The sequence below is a fragment of the Neobacillus massiliamazoniensis genome (assembly GCF_001048695.1).
GTDB lineage: Bacteria > Bacillota > Bacilli > Bacillales > Cytobacillaceae > Neobacillus > Neobacillus massiliamazoniensis.
The window spans coordinates 721,970-740,811 of sequence record NZ_CVRB01000004.1; the positions used below are offsets into that span (position 1 = coordinate 721,970).

Annotated in this window: 14 protein-coding genes; 2 read left to right on the forward strand and 12 right to left on the reverse strand. The window is 38.2% G+C overall.

From position 1 onward, the window contains the following. Positions 1 to 81: 81 nt before the first annotated feature. From coaE to BN1082_RS21440, 5 genes are all read right to left on the reverse strand, one after another. Positions 82 to 684, reverse strand: a complete 603-nt coding sequence (gene coaE, locus BN1082_RS21420; RefSeq protein ID WP_090638019.1) for a dephospho-CoA kinase — start codon at positions 682 to 684, stop codon at positions 82 to 84. A gap of 72 nt (positions 685 to 756) precedes the next feature. After that, complete coding sequence (gene mutM, locus BN1082_RS21425; RefSeq protein ID WP_090638021.1) at positions 757 to 1,584, reverse strand: DNA-formamidopyrimidine glycosylase; 828 nt, start codon at positions 1,582 to 1,584, stop codon at positions 757 to 759. A 12-nt stretch (positions 1,585 to 1,596) separates the two neighbouring features. Continuing rightward, positions 1,597 to 4,233 carry a DNA polymerase I gene (gene polA, locus BN1082_RS21430; RefSeq protein ID WP_090638024.1) on the reverse strand — a complete coding sequence of 879 codons (2,637 nt, stop codon included), beginning with the start codon at positions 4,231 to 4,233 and terminating at the stop codon, positions 1,597 to 1,599. Between the two features lie 18 nt (positions 4,234 to 4,251). Next, positions 4,252 to 6,015 (reverse strand): two-component system histidine kinase PnpS, encoded by a 1,764-nt coding sequence (pnpS, locus tag BN1082_RS21435; RefSeq protein ID WP_090638027.1) that lies wholly within the window; start codon positions 6,013 to 6,015, stop codon positions 4,252 to 4,254. Continuing rightward, positions 6,012 to 6,728: a response regulator transcription factor gene (locus tag BN1082_RS21440; RefSeq protein WP_090638029.1), complete on the reverse strand. Its 717-nt coding sequence runs from the start codon at positions 6,726 to 6,728 to the stop codon at positions 6,012 to 6,014. The genes pnpS and BN1082_RS21440 overlap by 4 nt, the downstream gene beginning before the upstream one ends. Before the next feature lie 183 nt (positions 6,729 to 6,911). On the opposite strand from BN1082_RS21440, the gene BN1082_RS21445 reads away from it, so the two are divergent. After that, a complete protein-coding gene (locus tag BN1082_RS21445; protein ID WP_090638032.1) occupies positions 6,912 to 7,817 on the forward strand; it encodes a nuclease-related domain-containing protein in 906 nt (301 codons plus the stop codon). A 990-nt stretch (positions 7,818 to 8,807) separates the two neighbouring features. On the opposite strand, the gene BN1082_RS21450 is transcribed toward BN1082_RS21445, so the two are convergent. The 6 genes from BN1082_RS21450 to BN1082_RS21475 all read right to left on the reverse strand — a co-directional run bounded on the left by BN1082_RS21450 (position 8,808) and on the right by BN1082_RS21475 (position 15,417). Beyond that, positions 8,808 to 10,088, reverse strand: coding sequence for an L-cysteine desulfidase family protein (locus BN1082_RS21450; protein WP_090638035.1), 1,281 nt, complete (start codon positions 10,086 to 10,088; stop codon positions 8,808 to 8,810). A 426-nt stretch (positions 10,089 to 10,514) separates the two neighbouring features. Further along, the gene (locus tag BN1082_RS21455) at positions 10,515 to 10,991 is read right to left on the reverse strand and encodes a MaoC/PaaZ C-terminal domain-containing protein (RefSeq protein ID WP_090638037.1); all 477 of its coding nucleotides are present in this window, start codon (positions 10,989 to 10,991) and stop codon (positions 10,515 to 10,517) included. Between the two features lie 85 nt (positions 10,992 to 11,076). Further along, a complete protein-coding gene (gene mdh / locus BN1082_RS21460) occupies positions 11,077 to 12,015 on the reverse strand; it encodes a malate dehydrogenase (protein WP_090638040.1) in 939 nt (312 codons plus the stop codon). 87 nt (positions 12,016 to 12,102) lie between these two features. Then, entirely contained in the window at positions 12,103 to 13,371 is a 1,269-nt protein-coding gene (icd, locus tag BN1082_RS21465) for an NADP-dependent isocitrate dehydrogenase (RefSeq protein WP_090638042.1), read from the reverse strand. Positions 13,372 to 13,490: 119 nt separating this feature from the next. After that, on the reverse strand, positions 13,491 to 14,609 hold the full coding sequence (gene citZ, locus BN1082_RS21470; RefSeq protein ID WP_090638044.1) for a citrate synthase: 1,119 nt from the start codon (positions 14,607 to 14,609) through the stop codon (positions 13,491 to 13,493). A 346-nt stretch (positions 14,610 to 14,955) separates the two neighbouring features. After that, a complete protein-coding gene (locus BN1082_RS21475; RefSeq protein ID WP_090638046.1) occupies positions 14,956 to 15,417 on the reverse strand; it encodes a DUF441 domain-containing protein in 462 nt (153 codons plus the stop codon). Between the two features lie 205 nt (positions 15,418 to 15,622). Between BN1082_RS21475 and ytvI the strand changes: the two genes are divergently transcribed. After that, positions 15,623 to 16,729 (forward strand): sporulation integral membrane protein YtvI, encoded by a 1,107-nt coding sequence (ytvI, locus tag BN1082_RS21480; RefSeq protein WP_090638049.1) that lies wholly within the window; start codon positions 15,623 to 15,625, stop codon positions 16,727 to 16,729. 343 nt (positions 16,730 to 17,072) lie between these two features. Here the strand turns inward: ytvI and pyk are convergent, their stop codons facing one another. Then, positions 17,073 to 18,836, reverse strand: a complete 1,764-nt coding sequence (gene pyk, locus BN1082_RS21485) for a pyruvate kinase (RefSeq protein WP_090638051.1) — start codon at positions 18,834 to 18,836, stop codon at positions 17,073 to 17,075. Positions 18,837 to 18,842 lie beyond the last annotated feature (6 nt).

An 18,842-nucleotide genomic window follows, 5' to 3' on the forward strand; every position in this document is an offset into this window, starting at 1 on the left:
GCGACAATATCAACATTAAGCTTTAACAAAGCCATGCAAAAAAAAGAGAAAGGGAATTCCCTCTCTCAAAAGTGAACCTATTTACTTTTTGATGCCCCAGTTCGCTAATATTGTGATGAGCTGTTTTTTTGTATCCGTTATTGCCCCATTATTATGGATGACTTCATCTGCCAAACCTACTTTTTCAGCAAGGGGCATTTGTGATTGGATTCTTGCTTCGGCTTCTTGCTTTGACAGATGATTTCTCGCCATTAACCGTTGCAATTGAATCGCATTATCTACATAAACAAGCAAGGTTTTATCAACCATATACATTAACTTGCTTTCGAATAATAACGGGATATCAAGGACAACGATTTCTTCACCTTGTTCTTTTGCTTCTTCAATCTGTCTCTTCATCCTTTTTCTAACTTCAGGGTGAACGATTCCGTTTAAGAGCTGTCTTTTTTCAGACCGATGAAAAATAATCGAACCAAGCTTTTGGCGATCGATTTCTTCATTCGGCAATAAAATGTTATCACCAAATTCCGCCAAAATTTTTTCATATGCCGGTTGACCTTTTTCTACCGCCAAGCGAGCTTCCACATCAGCGTCGATAACTAAAATATTCATTTCCTTGAACATGTTTGAGACTGTACTTTTTCCACTGGCAATTCCGCCTGTTAAACCAATCACTAGCGACATACTCTTTTCCTTTCTCGTTCAAAACAACTTCTATAATCCAATCAGCAAACTCTCAAAGAAAAATTTTTTCCTTTAGAGTTTTTGACAATTCGGGCAATAATGTGTTCCTCTACCGCCAACTGTTGTTTTTTCAATTGGTGTACCGCACCTTTTGCATGATTCTCCCTTCCGGCCATATGCAAATAATTCAAGCTGAAACATTCCGATTTCGCCTTGGGAGTTCACATACGAACGGATGGTACTGCCCCCTTTTTTAACAGCTTCACTTAAGGTTGCCACAATCTCGTGATGAAGTTTTTCTATCTCCTCTTCAGTCAATGTATTAGCGACACGCTCCGGATGAATAGAGGCACGAAAAAGGGCTTCATCCACATAAATATTGCCAAGTCCAACAAAAGCTTTTTGATCTAGAAGGGCTGTTTTTATTTTACGATTTGTTTTTTTCAGCCTATTTCCGAGATACTCCTTCGTGAATTCCTCTGAAAAAGGCTCCGGACCTAGTTCAATTAGAGGGGGTTGTAAAAATTCATCCCCTTTTTTAAATAGATGCATCGTTCCAAATTTGCGAACATCCCTGTATCTTAATTCAGTACCATCCGTGAAAAGAAAAATGACGTGTGTATGCTTGTCAAATGGCTCTTCTTTTGGATAAAGGCCATATTTTCCTTCCATTCGCAAATGGGAAACCAACGCGTAATTCGTTGTGTAAATGATTAAAAACTTACCTCTCCGGCCGACATCAATAATGGTTTCACCTTTTAAGGCATCCATAAATTGTTCAATCTCCAAAGGGTTTTTAATGATTTTAGGCCAATATACGGTTACATTTTCAATTTGTTTATTCGTAACAAGGTTTTTTAATGTTTTTCTGACTGTTTCTACTTCTGGAAGCTCAGGCATTTCTATTCCCCTTTATTTGGCATCATACCATGTTGGACCGAATGCATAATCAACCTTTAGCGGCACCTTCAATTCAAGAGCATGTTCCATAACATCCGGAACTAATGCTTTTAGAATTTCAATTTCTTCCGGGGGTGCCTCAAAAATCAATTCATCATGAACCTGTAATAGCATACGAGTTTTTAATTTATTTTCCTTTAAGGCCACCGCCATATCAATCATCGCTTTTTTAATAATATCAGCAGCACTTCCTTGGATTGGTGTATTCATTGCCGTTCTTTCAGCAAAGCTTCTTAGGTTAAAGTTTCGGCTTGTAATTTCAGGAATATATCTTCTTCGCTGAAGCAATGTCGATACGTAGCCTTTTTGTTTTGCGATCTGAACAATATCGTCCATGTATTCCTTCACACCTGGATAACTATTTAGATAGCGATCAATGAATTGGCCAGCTTCCTTCCGAGTAATTCCGAGACTTTGTGACAGACCGTAATCACTAATCCCATAAACAATGCCAAAGTTAACTGCCTTTGCCTGCCGCCGCATATTAGAGGTGACCTCTTCTTTAGCTACGTGAAAGACCTCCATTGCCGTTTTTGTATGAATATCAAGGTCTTCTTTAAATGCCTCAATTAGCTTAGCATCACCAGCAATATCCGCTAAAACGCGGAGTTCAATTTGGGAATAATCGGCTGCAAAAATGACCCAATCCTTTTCGGATGGAACAAAGGACTGACGGATTTTCCTGCCTTCCTCAAGGCGAATGGGGATATTCTGTAAATTCGGGTCGATGGAGCTTAATCTCCCTGTTGCGGTTAAGGCTTGTTGAAATCTTGTATGTACCTTCCCAGTTTCCGGATTGATTACCTTGAGCAAGCCCTCAATATAAGTGGATTGCAGCTTTCCCAATTGTCGGTAATTAAGAATATGCTCAATGATTTCATGGTCGTGTACCAGTTTTTCCAAGACGTCTGCAGAAGTGGAAAAACCAGTTTTTGTTTTCTTAAAGGCATGAAGGTTTAGTTTTTCAAATAAAATAACACCTAATTGTTTTGGCGAATTAATATTAAAAGTCTCGCCTGCTAATGTATAGATTGTTTTTTCAATTTCTGCTAGCCGTTCAGTGATTTCCTTCCCCATCATCTGAAGACGTCCGCTGTCAACCTTTACACCGCAAGCTTCCATGTCAGCTAATATTAGCGATAAAGGCATTTCCAGTTCCGTAAATAATTCATCCTGCTCATTTTTCGTTAATTCATCTTCAAGCAATCCTCTTAACTCAAGCATGGCCAAGCTCTTTCGCACAAGATGCTCCGCAAGTTTAAGTGTTTCCGGAATCTGACGCTTTGCCCCTTTTCCATAAAACGATTCATCCGATTGAATGTTCGTGATGTCGTACCTTTTGGCAATGGATGATAGATCATCAATTGTTTCAGACGGATTGATGATGTAGGAAGCAATAAGGGTGTCAAAATCAACCCCTTTTAAATGGATGCCGTACCTTCGTAGAGCAACCTCAGATCGTTTCGCATCGAAGACCGTTTTCTTCTTGTCCTCATCTTCAGCCCAATTTTTAAAGGTTTCTGATTGCAATGCCATATCTGTCGGCAAAAAGTAATGCCCTTTTTCATTTACAATAGAAAAGCCAATGATATCAGCATAATGATAATTTTCATCGAGAATTTCTATATAAAAATAATTATCTTCTGAAAAAACATCTTCTATTATGACTTCAGGAATATGAAATTCTATCTCTTCAAGTTCATGCTGCTGTTCAACCGTTGCACTATCACCAAGTTTATCTAATAACGAGTTAAAACCTAATTCTTTATATAATGACATGACTTTTTCACTTGAAAAACCTTCGTAAAAAATATCTTCTACCTTTACTTCAATAGGTGCATTTCTTTCAATTGTCGCGAGCTGTTTACTCATTAACGCTTGATTTTTATATTCTTCAAGCTTTTCTTTTAATTTATTCCCGCTAACTTGATTTATTGAGCTTAGTAAGTTTTCAAGAGTAGAAAACTCTTTTAAGAGCTTTATTGCCGTCTTCTCACCGACGCCTGGGACACCTGGAATATTGTCAGATGTATCGCCCATTAATCCTTTCATATCAATGATTTGCTCTGCGGTGAGACCATATTTTTCTTGAATATGTTTTGGTGTATATTCTTCAATATCGGTGATGCCTTTTCTGGTGATTCCAACAGTGGTTTTGTCTGATGAAAGCTGCGTTAAATCCTTATCACCGGATATGACTTTTACTTCATATCCATCATTTTCTGCTTTTAGCGACAATGTTCCGATGATGTCATCCGCCTCGTAATTTTCAAGCTCATATCTTGCTATACCGTATGCGTCTAGGAGTTCACGAATAAAAGGAAATTGTTCTGATAATTCTGGAGGAGTTTTTTGCCTTCCCCCTTTATATTCTTGGAACGTTTTATGTCTAAAAGTCGTCTTTCCGGCATCAAATGCGACAAGAATATGGGTTGGCTGCTCATCCTCCAAAATTTTCATCAGCATCATCGTAAAGCCATACACAGCATTTGTGTGGATTCCTCTATCGTTATTAAGGAGTGGCAGGGCAAAAAAGGCACGATAAGCAATACTATTTCCATCAATCAAAACAAGCTTTTTCTTTTCCATATTTCTCTCCTTCTCAAATCAGTTCAAGTGCTCAGGAAGCTCAATAATAAATTCACTACCTTTACCTATTTCACTTCTGACACTAATAAAACCGTGATGAGCTTCTACTAAATGTTTGACGATAGCGAGTCCGAGTCCTGTCCCTCCGGAGTTACGACTTCTTGCGCGATCTACACGATAAAATCGTTCAAAAATCCGTGGAATTTCTTTCTTTTCAATTCCTACACCAGTGTCCTTCACGTGAATTCGAACATGCTCTCCATGCGCTAGGAGAATGACGGTTACTTCACCATTATTGGGAGTATATGCAAGCGCATTGGCAATTAAATTGATAAATACTTGTTTTAAGCGATCAGTATCTCCTTCGATCATCATCTGATCCTGCTTACAAACAAGTTCCATTCGAATATTCTTTTCCGCCGCCTTCACATTTAGCATCGTAATCACTTCTTCAAGCAAATGATGCAAATCTAATTTTTGGATATTCAATATAAATCCTTGTTGTTCAATTTTTGAAAGCTCCAGCAAATCTAAAATAAGCGATTGTAGCCTTTCGCTTTCTTTTAAAATAATCGTCAGAAATGCTTCCAATGTGTCTTTTTGATTCATTGCCCCATCTAAAAGAGTTTCGGTAAATCCTTTAATCGAAGTGACAGGTGTTTTCAATTCATGCGAAACATTTGCAACAAAATCTTTCCGCATCTGCTCAAGGTTCTTTAGTTCGGTAATATCATGAAAAACAAGGACGACACCTTTCCAAACATTATCCCTTCCAATTATAGGAATACCGTAGACAACAAAGTATCGCCGCTCAATATATAAGGGCACGAGCAATTGCTTACTAACTTTTTGTTCCGTACGAAAAACTTCTGCGACGATCTGACAGACTTCTTCATTTTCAATGACTTCATAATAAAGCTTTGACAAATAATCAGTAGCATTTACATGAAAAAAATCAATATAGCCTTTATTAATTAAATTTATATATCCGCGGCTGTCAATTAAAATAAGTCCCGCTCCGATATTTTCAATTAAAGCGCTTAGACGGTCCTTCTGGATTTCCTGTGTTTTCACCATTTCTTGAAGATTCTTAGCAAGCCTATTAATCGATGTTCCAAGCATTCCTGTTTCATCCAAATAATTAACAGTTGTTCTAGCACGATAGTTACCTTTTGCCAGCTCACTTACCACATCAGCTGCCGATTCAATAGGTTTCGTATACCTTGTTGTAATTCTGACAACTAGAAAAATGATGATGATAAAAGCAATGCCAAGACTAATGGATAGTATCCACCAAATTTGCCTATATGCCTTGTTAAGGTCACTTGATTTTGTACTTAGAAAAAGATAACCTTCGGTTTGTCCATTCTTGATGATGGGTTTCCAAGTATAATGTCGATCATAGCCATCGCCTTGCTCAAGCCTATCTTGTTGATCAGGATTTTGTTTGATTACCTCTTTAATGATATCTTTAAGTCCGCTAAAATTGGTATTATTCTCACTTCCACTGTCAATCAATATTTTTCCGGTATTATCTGTAATCGTTGCTCTTACATTTAGCATTTGGCTTATTTTCGTGATGTCTTTTTTCTGTACGGAGTTTATTCCACCGCCTTCTTCAATATTAATGCTAAGAAGGTTAATTTCTTTTTTTAAACTCTCATTGAATGATTGAAAATAATAGCCTTTAAACAATTGCCCCAGTAATATACCTAATCCAACTAAAACGGTAATGATCAATGTAAGTAACCCAATTAGAAGATTTGTACGGAACTTGGTCATTCTCCTTTTGGCTCCTCAAGTTTATAACCAAGTCCTCGAATAGTTTTAATATAAACAGGTTTCTTTGTATCTTCTTCAATTTTTTCTCTTAAATGTGAGATGTGGACGTCAACGATTCTCGTATCGCCTGCAAAATCATAATTCCAAACAGCGCTTAACAGCTGGTCTCGAGTCATCACGCGACTTTTATTTTGCGCAAGATAAAGGAGCAACTCAAATTCCTTAAGAGTTAATTCCAAATGCTGTCCCTTACTGTATGCTTCATATTTTTCAGGAATAACAATTAAATCGCCTATCTCTATTTTTTCATCATTTTTTATTGTTTCCTCTATGTTTCCCGTTTGAATTTGAGTCCTTCTAAGGATTGCTTTTACACGTGCAATGACTTCTCTTGGACTAAACGGTTTAATCATGTAGTCATCTGCCCCAAGTTCTAAACCTAAAATTTTATCAAATTCATCATCTTTTGCCGTTAACATTAAAATAGGGGTCATGATTTTTTCCTGACGAAGCTGCTTGCATACTTCCATTCCATCTAGTTTTGGTAGCATCAAATCTAAAACGATAATATCAGGCGACTCCAGCTCCGCCATTTGTTTTCCTTCTTCTCCATCCATTGCTGTAATAACTTCAAAACCAGCTTGTTCTAAATTATATTGAAGCAGAGTGACAATCGATTGTTCATCATCTACAACGAGTATTTTATTTTTCATAAATTCCTCCAGAATAATTTATCATGCTATTTTCATTATAATACAAATTCAGGTACTTTACTTAATAGGTAACGTTAAAAGCTACCAATTAAGCGGTGGAAAATGTTAACAAAACATTCATACCTAAGTGCCATTTACTTCTATACAATAAAACTAGAGTATTGATTTTGAAAGGAGAGGAACATGAACAGAAAACCTCGTACAGAACCCTATTTACTATTACTTTTCAATTACTTACATTGCAGAATGAATTTATCGAAAATAGACAATCTGAACTATACTAACCTGAAAAAGGGCTACGAAGGGGAATTACAATTAGATCGATTGGCGGATAAACTTCAAAGTGAATTGTTTACTTTAAATGATTTATTACTCGAAACAAATAACACAGAGTTTCAAATTGATTCAGCCATCATAACGCAGACAGCCGTTTTTCTATTAGAAATAAAAAATTATGAAGGTGAGCATTATTACGAATCCGGTAGATTTTATACTATTAACAAACAAGAAATTTCTAATCCAATCCATCAGTTGAACCGAAAAGAAACCTTGCTTCGGCAATTCTTAAAGAACCATGGATTCCATTTACCTATTGAACCCTATCTCATCTTTATCAACCCCGAATTCACCTTGTTTCAGGCACCCATTAATAAAACAATCATTCTCCCTACACAACTGAATCGCTTTATAGAAAAATTAGACAAACACCCTTCAAAGTTAAATGGAATGCACAACAAGCTTGTAGATCAACTCATTTCTGCACATAAAAAGAAATCTTCTTTTTTAAAGCAACCAAATTATGAGTATAAACACCTGCAAAAGGGAATTCCTTGTTTGAGGTGTAATTCACTTTTGCAATCCGTTAGGGGAAATAAGGTTGTTTGTAATGATTGTGGGTTTGAAGAAAAGATTGAGTCAGCGGTAATGCGGTGCGTGGAGGAATTCATGTTTCTGTTTCCAGATTGGAAAGTAACCACAAATGGAATTCAGGAGTGGTGTGGGGTGGTTGAGTCTAAAAAGACAATCCAAAGAATTCTAAATAAATACTTAAGAGCTACTGTTCAGGGCAGATGGACTTTTTACGTGTGAGTAGTTGAAACATTTTGTTTACAAACGTCTTAAGAGAATTGCACAAAGATGGGTTACTTTTCGTTATCAACAGTTTCAACTTCGGTAGCCTAGGTCGGTTAAGGTACTGTTTTTTGGTCTTCTCTTCTTTTTTTGGTCGCTTAGAACCTCCATAAGCTACCGTTTTTTGGCCTTTTTTCATTTTCGGTAGCTTAGAACATCTATAAGCTACCGTTTTTCCTTCTTCTCTTCTTTTTCGGTCGCTTAGAACCTCTATAAGCTACCGTTTTTTGGTCTTCTCTTCTTTTTCGGTCGCTTAGAGCCCCTATAAGCTACCGTTTTTTGGTCTTCTCTTCTTTTTCGGTCGCTTAGAACCCCTGTAAGCGACCGTTTTTCCTTCTTCTCTTCTTTTTCGGTCGCTTACAACCTCTATAAGCTACTGTTTTTTAGTCTTCTCTTCATTTTCGGTCGCTTACAACCTTTATTAGCTACCGTTTTTTGGTCTTCTCTTCTTTTTCGGTCGCTTAGAACCTCTATAAGCTACCGTTTTTTGGTCTTCTCTTCTTTTTCGGTCGCTTAGAACCTTTGTAAGCGACCGTTTTTTGGCCTTCTCTTTATTTTCGGTCGCTTAGAACCTTTATAAGCTACCGTTTTTCCTTCTTCTCTTCTTTTTCGGTCGCTTAGAACCTCTGTAAGCTACCGTTTTTTGGCCTACTCTTCTTTTTCGGTCGCTTATAACATCTGTAAGCTACCGTTTTTTGGCCTTCTCTTCTTTTTCGGTCGCTTAGAACCCCTATAAGCTACCGTTTTTTGGTCTTCTCTTCTTTTTCGGGCGCTTAGAACCTCTATAAGCTACCGTTTTTTGGCCTTCTCTTCTTTTTCGGTCGCTTAGAACCTCTATAAGCTACCGTTTTTCCTTCTTCTCTTCTTTTTCGGTCGCTTAGAATCTTGATAAGCGACCATTTCCACTTCACTTCGAATTTTTATCCCCAAACGGTGCCTGACACCAAATTAAACCTTCTCCTCTAACATTAGTTCCAGTATCAATTGATCAGTTTGCAGCGTGCCCTGATTGCCTAGCTTGCAGAAGCTTTCGATGCTTTTTTCAACATCATTATGAATAAATCCATCCGTGGATTGGATTTTTTTATTATTCATTGCTAAAAGCGCTGATTGGACGGCAACATTTGAACATGTAGACACCTTCATAGCACAGCCTGCCTTTGCACCATCACAGATCATGCCGGTCACATTTCCAATCGTATTTTGCACCGCGGCTTCCACTTCAGTTAGTCCCCCACCTAATAGATAAGCAATTGCTCCGCTTGCTCCCATGCCTGCAGCAGTTACTCCACAAAGAGCCGAAAGCCTGCCAAATTTCGATTTAATGTGAATCGTAAGTAAGTGACTAAGCGCTACGGCACGAATCATAACATCCTGCTTAATATTTAATTTTTCTGCAACCGCCACTACTGGTAACGTGACCGCTATTCCTTGATTCCCGCTTCCGGTGTTGGCCATTACGGGAAGTGTGGAACCAGCCATTCTTGCATCAGAACCTGCTGCAGCAAGGGACATTGCCCTTGTAGCCAAGTCATCTGATAAAAATCCTTTTTCAACATTTTCTTTAATCGTTTTCCCTACACTTAATCCGTAGGAATTGGCTAATCCCTCTAAGCCAATTACTTTGTTTAATTCAATGCTTTTTTTGATCAGATGAAGTGCTTCAGGGTCAACAGTCGTGATGAATTCGAAAATTTCTGCAATAGTAAGGCCAGATAGAGAGTCAGGATCAGATAAAATCCCGATATTCTCGCATCCACCATGATAAATGGCCTTTTCATTTACTTCAATCAGCGTAATATTACTATGATTATCGGCGATGACTACCTTTACCGTGTCCTTCTCCGCTTTTACGATGATTTCAATATAAAGCTTTTTCACGGTTTCAGCGATTGATACTGTTATCATTCCTGTTTGAATCAATTGATTTGCTAGGATTTCATCATCAGACGTTAAATCCTTAAGGACTTCTAGTTTTTTATCTGGATTTCCAGCAACAAATCCAATCGCTGCTGCAAAATCGATTCCCGTTGAATTCATCCCAGGAATCCCAACAGCCTTAGCATTTTTTAAAATATTCCCACTTACTTTAACTTGAATTTCAACAACAGAGCTTTTAAGATATTTTTTTGCAGTTGCCGAAGCTAATGCGATCGCAACTGGCTCCGTACACCCCAAAGCAACAACCAATTCTTGTTCTAATATATTAATAATTTTTTGTTGGTTCATTCGGCATCCACCTTTAATTCGTGATGAAATAACTTTATTAATCTATTTTGTAACTCTTTAAAGTAATATTGAAAAACATCATCTACGATATTATTATATTGCCCAATTAAACTACAAAGCTACCCTTTTATTATTGGAATTTACAAACTTCGGCCAGTTTTCCACCTATGTCCACGATCGGTGCCTGACACCGTATCCCCGCTACAAACAAATACCCAAACCCTTTTTTGATGGGTTTGGGCTATTTTTGAAGATAAAGGCCTGAAACTTGTATCAAACAACTTTTAAGGGAATGTCCACTCTAGTTACGCTTTTCTCTGCTTCCGGTCACCAAGAGCTCTTATTGGTGAACTGTTTTAACCTTATTCTCTGCTTTCAGGTTACCTATGACCCTCATTTAAGAGAGATTTCCTTACTCCATACATATTAAAAATTCTCCAATACTTTCCCATGTATCTCTTCCAAACGATTCGGTGGGCTTACTTTTATTTTTCCATTTATCACAAGATCTTCACTTTCGTTTTTACCTGTAACCTGTAATGTCACTTTGTTTTCATTATGGTTTACTTCGGTCACCTCAAATAAAAACTGAACGGTGCCGTAATGATATACTGGCTTTGGAAACTCAAGCTCTTGCCCTAAAATATGGCTCCCTGGTCCAGGCAAATATTTAGATACTGCCGAAGATATGATCCCTATTAGCATGATGCTCGGAACAATTGGTTTTTCAAATGGAGTTTGTGACGCGTAGTCGTGTTGGATATAGAGTGGGTTTGCATCATCAGTTAATCCTAAATAAAGCAGAAGATCTTTATCTTCAATTTTTTCAGTCAAAGATAATTTTTCGCCAACGGTTATTTCCTCAATCTTTCTTCCAAGCTTTCTTTTTTTTCCTAAAAGCATTCATTCGCCACCACCTTATATTGTAAGCGATTACATAGAAATATAGAGAAAATTCGGGGCAGTAACGCCCCGAATCCCTTATTTATTAAGCTAAAACCTGCATGACGATGCGAACAGATTCAGCTGATTTATCTAAAGCAGCTTTTTCATCAGCAGTTAAGTCAAGCTCAATTATTTTTTCAATTCCGTTTGCGCCAAGGATGGTTGGAACGCCTAGGTAAATGCCTTCATATCCATATTCACCTTCAAGATATGCAATGGATGGAAGTACGCGGCGTTGATCTTTAAGGATAGCTTCGCACATTTCCACTAAAGACGCTGCTGGTGCATAGTAAGCACTGCCGTTGCCTAGAAGGTTAACGATTTCGCCGCCACCTTTTCTAGTACGTTCAACGATGGCTTCTAAGCGATCTTTTGGTATTAGCGTTTCAAGAGGGATACCACCTGCGTAGGAATAACGAACAAGTGGTACCATATCGTCTCCGTGTCCTCCTAAAACAAATCCTGTGATGTCTTTTACAGATAGGTTTAATTCTTGAGCAACAAATGTACGGAAACGAGCAGTATCCAGTACACCTGATTGACCAATTACACGGTTTTTAGGGAAACCTGATTCTTTGTAAACGGTATAAGTCATTGCGTCAACTGGGTTTGTTAAAACAATAATTGAACAGTTTGGCGAATATTTTACGATTTCTTGCGTTACTGCTTTCATAACTTTTTGGTTTGTTTGCACGAGGTCATCACGGCTCATTCCCGGCTTGCGTGCAATACCTGCAGTAATCACGACGATATCTGAATCGCGAGTATCTTCATAGTTGGAAGTACCAATAATATTAGCATCAAAACCTTGAACAGGACTAGCTTCAAGCATGTCTAATGCTTTCCCTTTTGTGGGATTTTCCATTTGCGGAATATCAACTAAAACAACATCCCCTAGCTCTTTTTGTGCAAGCAAAAATGCAGTTGTTGCTCCAGTAAATCCTCCGCCGATAACAGAAATTTTTTTACGTTGTAACGACATCCTTGTTCCTCCCCTTTTTAAGTATTATGATGAACAAATATTTAAACGAAGATTGTTCGTTTTAACCCCTGTTTGACCGAAACTTATTTATTCCATGTTTTTAATTAACTCATCAGCAAATTCTGATGTTTTTACTTCCGTTGCACCGTCCATTAGGCGAGCAAAGTCATAAGTTACGACCTTAGATGCAATGGATTTTTCCACTGATTTGACAATCATTTTTGCAGCTTCATTCCAGCCTAAATGCTCGAGCATTAACACACCTGAAAGAATGACAGATGAAGGATTAACCTTATCTAAGCCGGCATATTTAGGTGCTGTACCATGTGTTGCTTCAAAGATCGCATGTCCAGTTTCATAGTTGATGTTAGCACCTGGTGCGATACCAATGCCGCCTACTTGAGCTGCAAGAGCATCAGAAATATAATCACCGTTTAGGTTCATAGTTGCCACAACATCAAATTCACGTGGACGAGTAAGAATTTGCTGTAAGAAGATGTCAGCAATCGCATCTTTGACAAGAATTTTTCCAGCTGCTTCAGCTTCAGCTTGTGCTTTATTAGCAGCATCTGTACCTTGTTCTGCTTTAATGCGGTCGTATTGTGCCCATGTAAAGACCTTATCGCCGAATTCTTGTTCAGCTAGCTCATAACCCCAGTTTTTAAATGCACCTTCAGTAAATTTCATGATGTTACCTTTGTGCACGATAGTAAGAGATTTACGGCCTTCTTTAATTGCATAATTAATAGCTGAACGTACTAAACGTTTTGTGCCTTCCTCAGAAACTGGTTTAATACCAATACCAGAAGTTTCAGGGAATCTGATTTTCTTAACTCCCATTTCATTTTGTAGGAAGTCGATTACTTTTTTAACAGCATCTGAACCCTTTTCATATTCGATACCAGCATAGATATCTTCTGTATTTTCACGGAAGATAACCATATCGGTGTCTTGCGGACGTTTAACTGGTGATGGAACCCCTTCAAACCATCTTACCGGACGTAAGCAAACAAACAAGTCTAATTCCTGACGAAGAGCTACGTTTAGAGAACGAATACCGCCGCCAACTGGTGTAGTTAATGGGCCTTTAATGGCAATCAAATATTCATTGATGACATCAAGAGTTTCGGAAGGAAGCCATTCACCTGTTTGGTTAAAAGCTTTTTCTCCTGCTAATACTTCTTTCCAAACGATCTTGCGCTCACCTTTATAAGCTTTTTCAACTGCTGCATCTAAAACTCTGTAGGAAGCTGCCCAAATATCTGGACCTGTACCGTCTCCCTCAATAAATGGGATAATTGGATTGTTTGGAACATTTAAAACTCCATCTTTTACTGTAATTTTTTGACCTTGCATAAGATGTTCTCCCTCCTAATATGTAAAAAAACAAATGACTGAATCAAAGGTTAGAGTGTAAACCCTAACCTTTTCATTCCATCCTATTACATCAATTTTTCTTGAAAAAGTAAAATATATTAACCCCTTTGTCCAATTGGAACATATTTCTGCATGCCAGGACCTGTATACTCCGCACGTGGACGGATTAGACGGTTGTTTTCATATTGCTCAAGAATGTGTGCAAGCCATCCGGATACACGGCTGACGGCAAAAATAGGGGTAAATAAATCATGGTCAATGCCAAGGCTGTGATAAACCGATGCTGAATAAAAATCAACGTTAGGTGGAAGTTTCTTTTCACCTGTTACAATTGATTCTATTTTCACTGACATTTCATACCATTGCGGTTCGCCAGTCAGCTCTGTTAATTTCTTTGACATTTCTTTTAAGTGCTTGGCACGAGGGTCACCTTGGCGGTATACACGATGGCCAAAGCCCATAATTTTTTCTTTGTTTTCAAGCTTACCACGAACATAAGGCTCCACATTTTCAGGGGTGCCGATTTCTGAAAGCATCTTCATTACAGCTTCATTTGCTCCGCCATGAAGCGGTCCTTTTAAGGCACCAATCGCAGCTGTAACACCTGAATAAACATCAGATAATGTTGCTACACATACACGTGCCGTAAAAGTAGATGCATTCAATTCATGGTCTGCATGTAGGACAAGTGCCTTATTAAATGCTTCTACGGCAATGTCAGCAGGTTCCTTGCCAGTTAGCATATAAAGGAAATTGGCAGCAAAACTCAAATCTTGTCTTGGAGCAATAGGTTCAAGCCCTTTTCTTACACGTGCAAATGTTGTAACAAGGGTAGGCATTTTTGCTTGAAGACGGACTGCTTTCCGATAATTTGCTTCCGTATCCATAACATCGGCTTCATCATCATACAATCCTAATAGTGAAACAGCTGTACGAAGTGCTGCCATTGGATGCACCTTTTGGATTGGATACATTTTAAAGTGTTCGATCACTTCTTGTGGTAAAGCTGCATTTTCAGCAAGCTGCTTTTTCAATTCTTCTAATTGTGTTTTTGTTGGAAGCTTAAGGTGCCATAATAAATAAATAACTTCCTCAAAGCTGGCATTCACTGCTAAATCATCAATGTCATAGCCAACATATGTCAGCGTGTCATCAATGATAGAGCTAATAGAGGAAGATGTTGCTACTACCCCTTCAAGACCGCGTGTTACTGTCATAATCATCTCTCCTTACTTTCTAATATTCCCCATTACTCATAATATAAATATTGTTTAAAGCCGAAGATAAAGCCCTTCTTCAGCCGGTTGAAAGAAACGGCATGTTACTTTTCAATGAAAATAGCATTGGTCATTCATTAATCAATTCTATTATTTAGAATGAGCGGATGCTCGGAATGCAGTTAAAAATGCCTTTCCTTCACTAAGGTTTTACCAGTAATACTGCTTATAAAAGTGTGTAATATGTAAATAAGGATACGCTTACAAATCCTATTATAAACAATTTTAAAATTTTTGTGAACGAAAAGGAGTCAAAACGCAAAAAAATTATTATTTCACAAAAAATCTATGTAAAAAAACTAAAAAACTTCATTGCTGCATATGCAATCCCTGCACCGATAAGCGGACCGACTGCAACCCCCTTAAAGATTGAAACAGATAGAATCGTCCCTAAAACAAGGGCAGTGGTAATCTGAGGGTCATCAGCTAGTAATTTAACTCCTCCTTTAGCCAGTAGAGCAACAATCATTCCAGAAACGAGGGCAATCCATGCATATGGTGATTTAAATGAGGCCCCTAAATCCTTAAAGCCAATTTGGCCGCTTGCAATCGGGGCTAAAACGGCGATGGTAATGATGGTAACTCCCCAGTTTATGCCCTTAGTTTGTAAAAAAGCGAACCATTTTGAATCCAATCCACATATTTTTAATAGGAGTAATGCACCGATTGCAATTATTAAAGAGCTGTTTTTGGCAATAAATCCAATGACTAGTAATAATAATAGAAATAATAATGACTCACTGAACATCTTTTCTCCATCCTTTCACGAAATTATCGCACCATAATTAATCAAAGCATAAGAGAGATCGATATGTTAATTGGCTAAAATTGAAAATGTTTTATCGAATCTCGTAAAAATTATTATCAATGAATTCTTGTGGTAAATTATGCAGATTTATTTATTTTCTGTTAAACTTAATCTATTCCTATCAATTATGAAAGGAGATTTATTTTTGAATTCTACTTACTTAAATCGGACATTGAGATTCCTTTTGGTCATTGCCATCATCGTATTATCGTTGGTGTCTATATACTACTTAACTAAAGTTACATATCCATTTTTAATCGCTATTGTGATCGCCTTTTTCATCAACCCGATCGTAAACTTTTTTGAAAAGAAAGCAAAAATGCCTAGAGGGTTAGCCGTTTTTGTGGCACTTGTTCTTATTGGTGGTATTTTTGCCGGACTCATAACGATACTAGTTGCTGAACTTGTTTCAGGTGCAAATTATTTAGCAAAGGTCGTACCTGATCACCTCGATACATTAATTAATTATATTGAAAAGATATTTACTGCTCAAATTCTGCCGCTTTACAATCACTTAAATAATGTATTCAACAAACTCGATGCTGGTCAGCAAAATACCATAATTGGAAATGTTCAAGACGTTGGAAATGAATTTGCAAAAACGGCTGGGTCATTTATTAAAAACTTGTTTGGCAACATACCTAATATTTTATCGTGGTTTCCGAATGCTGCAACGGTCACTATTTTTTCATTATTGGCCACCTTTTTTATTAGCAAGGACTGGTACAAATTTTCTTACCATGGGGGAAGGATACTACCAGAAAAAGCTAAGTCAAGTGGTAGAACAGTTTTTCTTGATTTAAAAAAGGCTTTATTTGGGTTTATTAAGGCACAAGTAACTCTTATTTCCATTACTGCTGTCATTATTTTAGTCGGTTTGCTGATCCTAAGGGTAGACTATGCAATCACTATAGCACTGATTACAGGATTCGTAGAACTTTTACCTTATCTTGGTACGGGGATAGTCTTTGTACCTTGGATTATCTATCAAGCCATTAGCGGGAATATGGGTCTCGCCATTGGATTAGGCGTTCTTTATATTGTTGTTATCGTTCAAAGACAATTGATCGAGCCGAAGCTTCTTTCCTCCAATATCGGTCTTGATCCATTGCCTACTTTAATTGCCTTATTTGTAGGTTTTAAATTAATCGGTTTTCTCGGGTTGATTGTCGGACCAGTCATTCTTGTGATTATTAGAACCTTATACCGAGCAAATGTTTTCCATGATATATGGAGATATATTAAAGGATAGGCTGTGTAAATGGTCATTGTTGATTTTGTAACAATGTTGATTGGAGCGGAAGGCGCGAGATCCTCGAAAATGCTATCGCATTTCCTTCGTGCTGTGTTGATTCAAGGATGCTAATTCAACGTCCTGCGGGAGTACGCGGCAGGGGGTGACCCCCGCAGGCGCTTAAGCGCTGAGGAGGCTCGCCGGAACGCCCTCGGAAAGCGAAGTGCCTGGAGCGCAAATCAACAGCCAAGTTTTAACACAACCAAAGGATAAGAAGCATAAAAAAATGTCAACTTCCCTTTCAGAAGTTGACATTTTTTTGTTATAAGACAAGAAAATTTCCCTGTCCTAGATCCTTTACTTATAAAACACTTGCATGTCCGTTATAGATGATTCCCCGGGTTGCATCAACTGTTACTTCTTGGCCTTCTTTGAAAATCTGTAGAGCATTTTCCACACCAACAATTACTGGTATGCTTAAGTTTAACCCTACTACAGCTGCATGGCTTGTTAAACCGCCTTCTTCTGTGATAAGCGCTGCGCATTTTTCAATCGCAGGGATCATATCACGATCCGATCCAATTGTTACAAGGATAGACCCTGGCACTACTTTTTCCATTGCTTCCTTTGCATCATGGGCAAGAACCACTTTTCCAAACGCAGACTTACGCCCGATTCCCTGAGCCTTTGCAAGTACATCACCGACAACATAAATCTTCATTAAATTCGTTGTACCAGCTTCCCCAACAGGAACACCTGCTGTAATGACTACTAAATTACCATGCTTCACAATTCCGCTATTTAAGCTTTCCTCTACGGCAATTTCGAGCATTTCATCGGTCGTTGTTGCTTTTTTGCCAAGCTGAGGGTAAACGCCCCAAGCAAGTGATAATATACGACAGGTTGACGCATTTGAGGTAATTGCGACAATTGGTGCCATTGGACGATATTTTGAAATCATCCTAGCAGTATGACCGCTTTCTGTTGGTGTAATGATGGCATTTACATCTAAATTTAAAGCAGTATGTGCAACTGACTGACCAATTGCATCTGTAAGATTGTGCTCGGTATCTTTACTGCGGCTTGATAGGATCTCTTTATGATTTAATGCTTGTTCTGTTCTTAAAGCAATATTGTGCATCGTTTGAACAGCTTCAACAGGGTATGTACCCGCAGCAGTTTCGCCTGACAGCATAATGGCATCAGTTCCATCAAAAATAGCGTTAGCGACATCACTTGCTTCCGCACGAGTTGGTCTTGGATTCCTCTGCATTGAATCAAGCATCTGCGTAGCTGTTATAACAGGTTTCGCAAGAGCATTACACTTCTTAATTAACATCTTCTGAACAAGTGGCACCTCTTCAGCAGGAATTTCTACTCCAAGGTCACCACGTGCAACCATAAGACCCTGAGCTATTTCAAGGATTTCATCAATGTTATCTACGCCCTCTTGATTTTCAATTTTAGGGATGATATGAATATGTGTTGCATTGTTTTCCTCTAAAAGCTGACGGATCTCCAAGACGTCTTTAGCACGGCGTACAAAGGATGCAGCAATAAAGTCAATGCCTTGTTCAATCCCAAAAAGAATATCTTGGCGATCCTTTTCGGTAATGCCCGGTAAATTGACTGATACACCTGGGACATTGACACCTTTTTTATTTTTTAACGTTCCACTATTAAGGATTTTCGTGTGAAGTTCCTTTGCAGAATGATCAATTTCTGTTACTTCCAGCCCAATTAGGCCATCATCCAATAAGATTTTTGACCCGACATGAACATCTTCCATCAATCCAGAATACGTAATTGAGAATTTTTCGGTTGTTCCTTCGACTTCTGTCATGGATACAATGATATTTTCTCCTGATTTAAGTTCAATCGCACCGTTTTGCATGTTGTGAGTGCGGATTTCAGGGCCTTTCGTATCCAGAAGGATCGCGATGGTTTTTCCAGTCAATTTGGCAGCCTCGCGAATATTTTTTATTCTCTGACCATGCTCTTCAAAATTACCATGAGAAAAATTTAAACGAGCAACATTCATACCAGCTTGGATTAACTGGGTTAATTTTTCAACACTCTCACTGGCAGGACCAATTGTACATACGATTTTTGTCTTTCGTAACATGCTAGT

What these genes read in the sequence shown, in the direction of transcription:
- BN1082_RS21475 (WP_090638046.1), bottom strand. Translation starts at nt 15,417, where the DNA reads ATGTTCAGTGAGTCATTATTATTTCTATTATTATTACTAGTCATTGGA.
- polA (WP_090638024.1), bottom strand. Translation starts at nt 4,233, where the DNA reads ATGGAAAAGAAAAAGCTTGTTTTGATTGATGGAAATAGTATTGCTTAT.
- mdh (WP_090638040.1), bottom strand. Translation starts at nt 12,015, where the DNA reads ATGTCGTTACAACGTAAAAAAATTTCTGTTATCGGCGGAGGATTTACT.
- pnpS (WP_090638027.1), bottom strand. Translation starts at nt 6,015, where the DNA reads ATGACCAAGTTCCGTACAAATCTTCTAATTGGGTTACTTACATTGATC.
- BN1082_RS21455 (WP_090638037.1), bottom strand. Translation starts at nt 10,991, where the DNA reads ATGCTTTTAGGAAAAAAAAGAAAGCTTGGAAGAAAGATTGAGGAAATA.
- icd (WP_090638042.1), bottom strand. Translation starts at nt 13,371, where the DNA reads ATGCAAGGTCAAAAAATTACAGTAAAAGATGGAGTTTTAAATGTTCCA.
- pyk (WP_090638051.1), bottom strand. Translation starts at nt 18,836, where the DNA reads ATGTTACGAAAGACAAAAATCGTATGTACAATTGGTCCTGCCAGTGAG.
- mutM (WP_090638021.1), bottom strand. Translation starts at nt 1,584, where the DNA reads ATGCCTGAGCTTCCAGAAGTAGAAACAGTCAGAAAAACATTAAAAAAC.
- citZ (WP_090638044.1), bottom strand. Translation starts at nt 14,609, where the DNA reads ATGACAGTAACACGCGGTCTTGAAGGGGTAGTAGCAACATCTTCCTCT.
- BN1082_RS21450 (WP_090638035.1), bottom strand. Translation starts at nt 10,088, where the DNA reads ATGAACCAACAAAAAATTATTAATATATTAGAACAAGAATTGGTTGTT.
- BN1082_RS21440 (WP_090638029.1), bottom strand. Translation starts at nt 6,728, where the DNA reads ATGAAAAATAAAATACTCGTTGTAGATGATGAACAATCGATTGTCACT.
- coaE (WP_090638019.1), bottom strand. Translation starts at nt 684, where the DNA reads ATGTCGCTAGTGATTGGTTTAACAGGCGGAATTGCCAGTGGAAAAAGT.
- BN1082_RS21445 (WP_090638032.1), top strand. Translation starts at nt 6,912, where the DNA reads ATGAACAGAAAACCTCGTACAGAACCCTATTTACTATTACTTTTCAAT.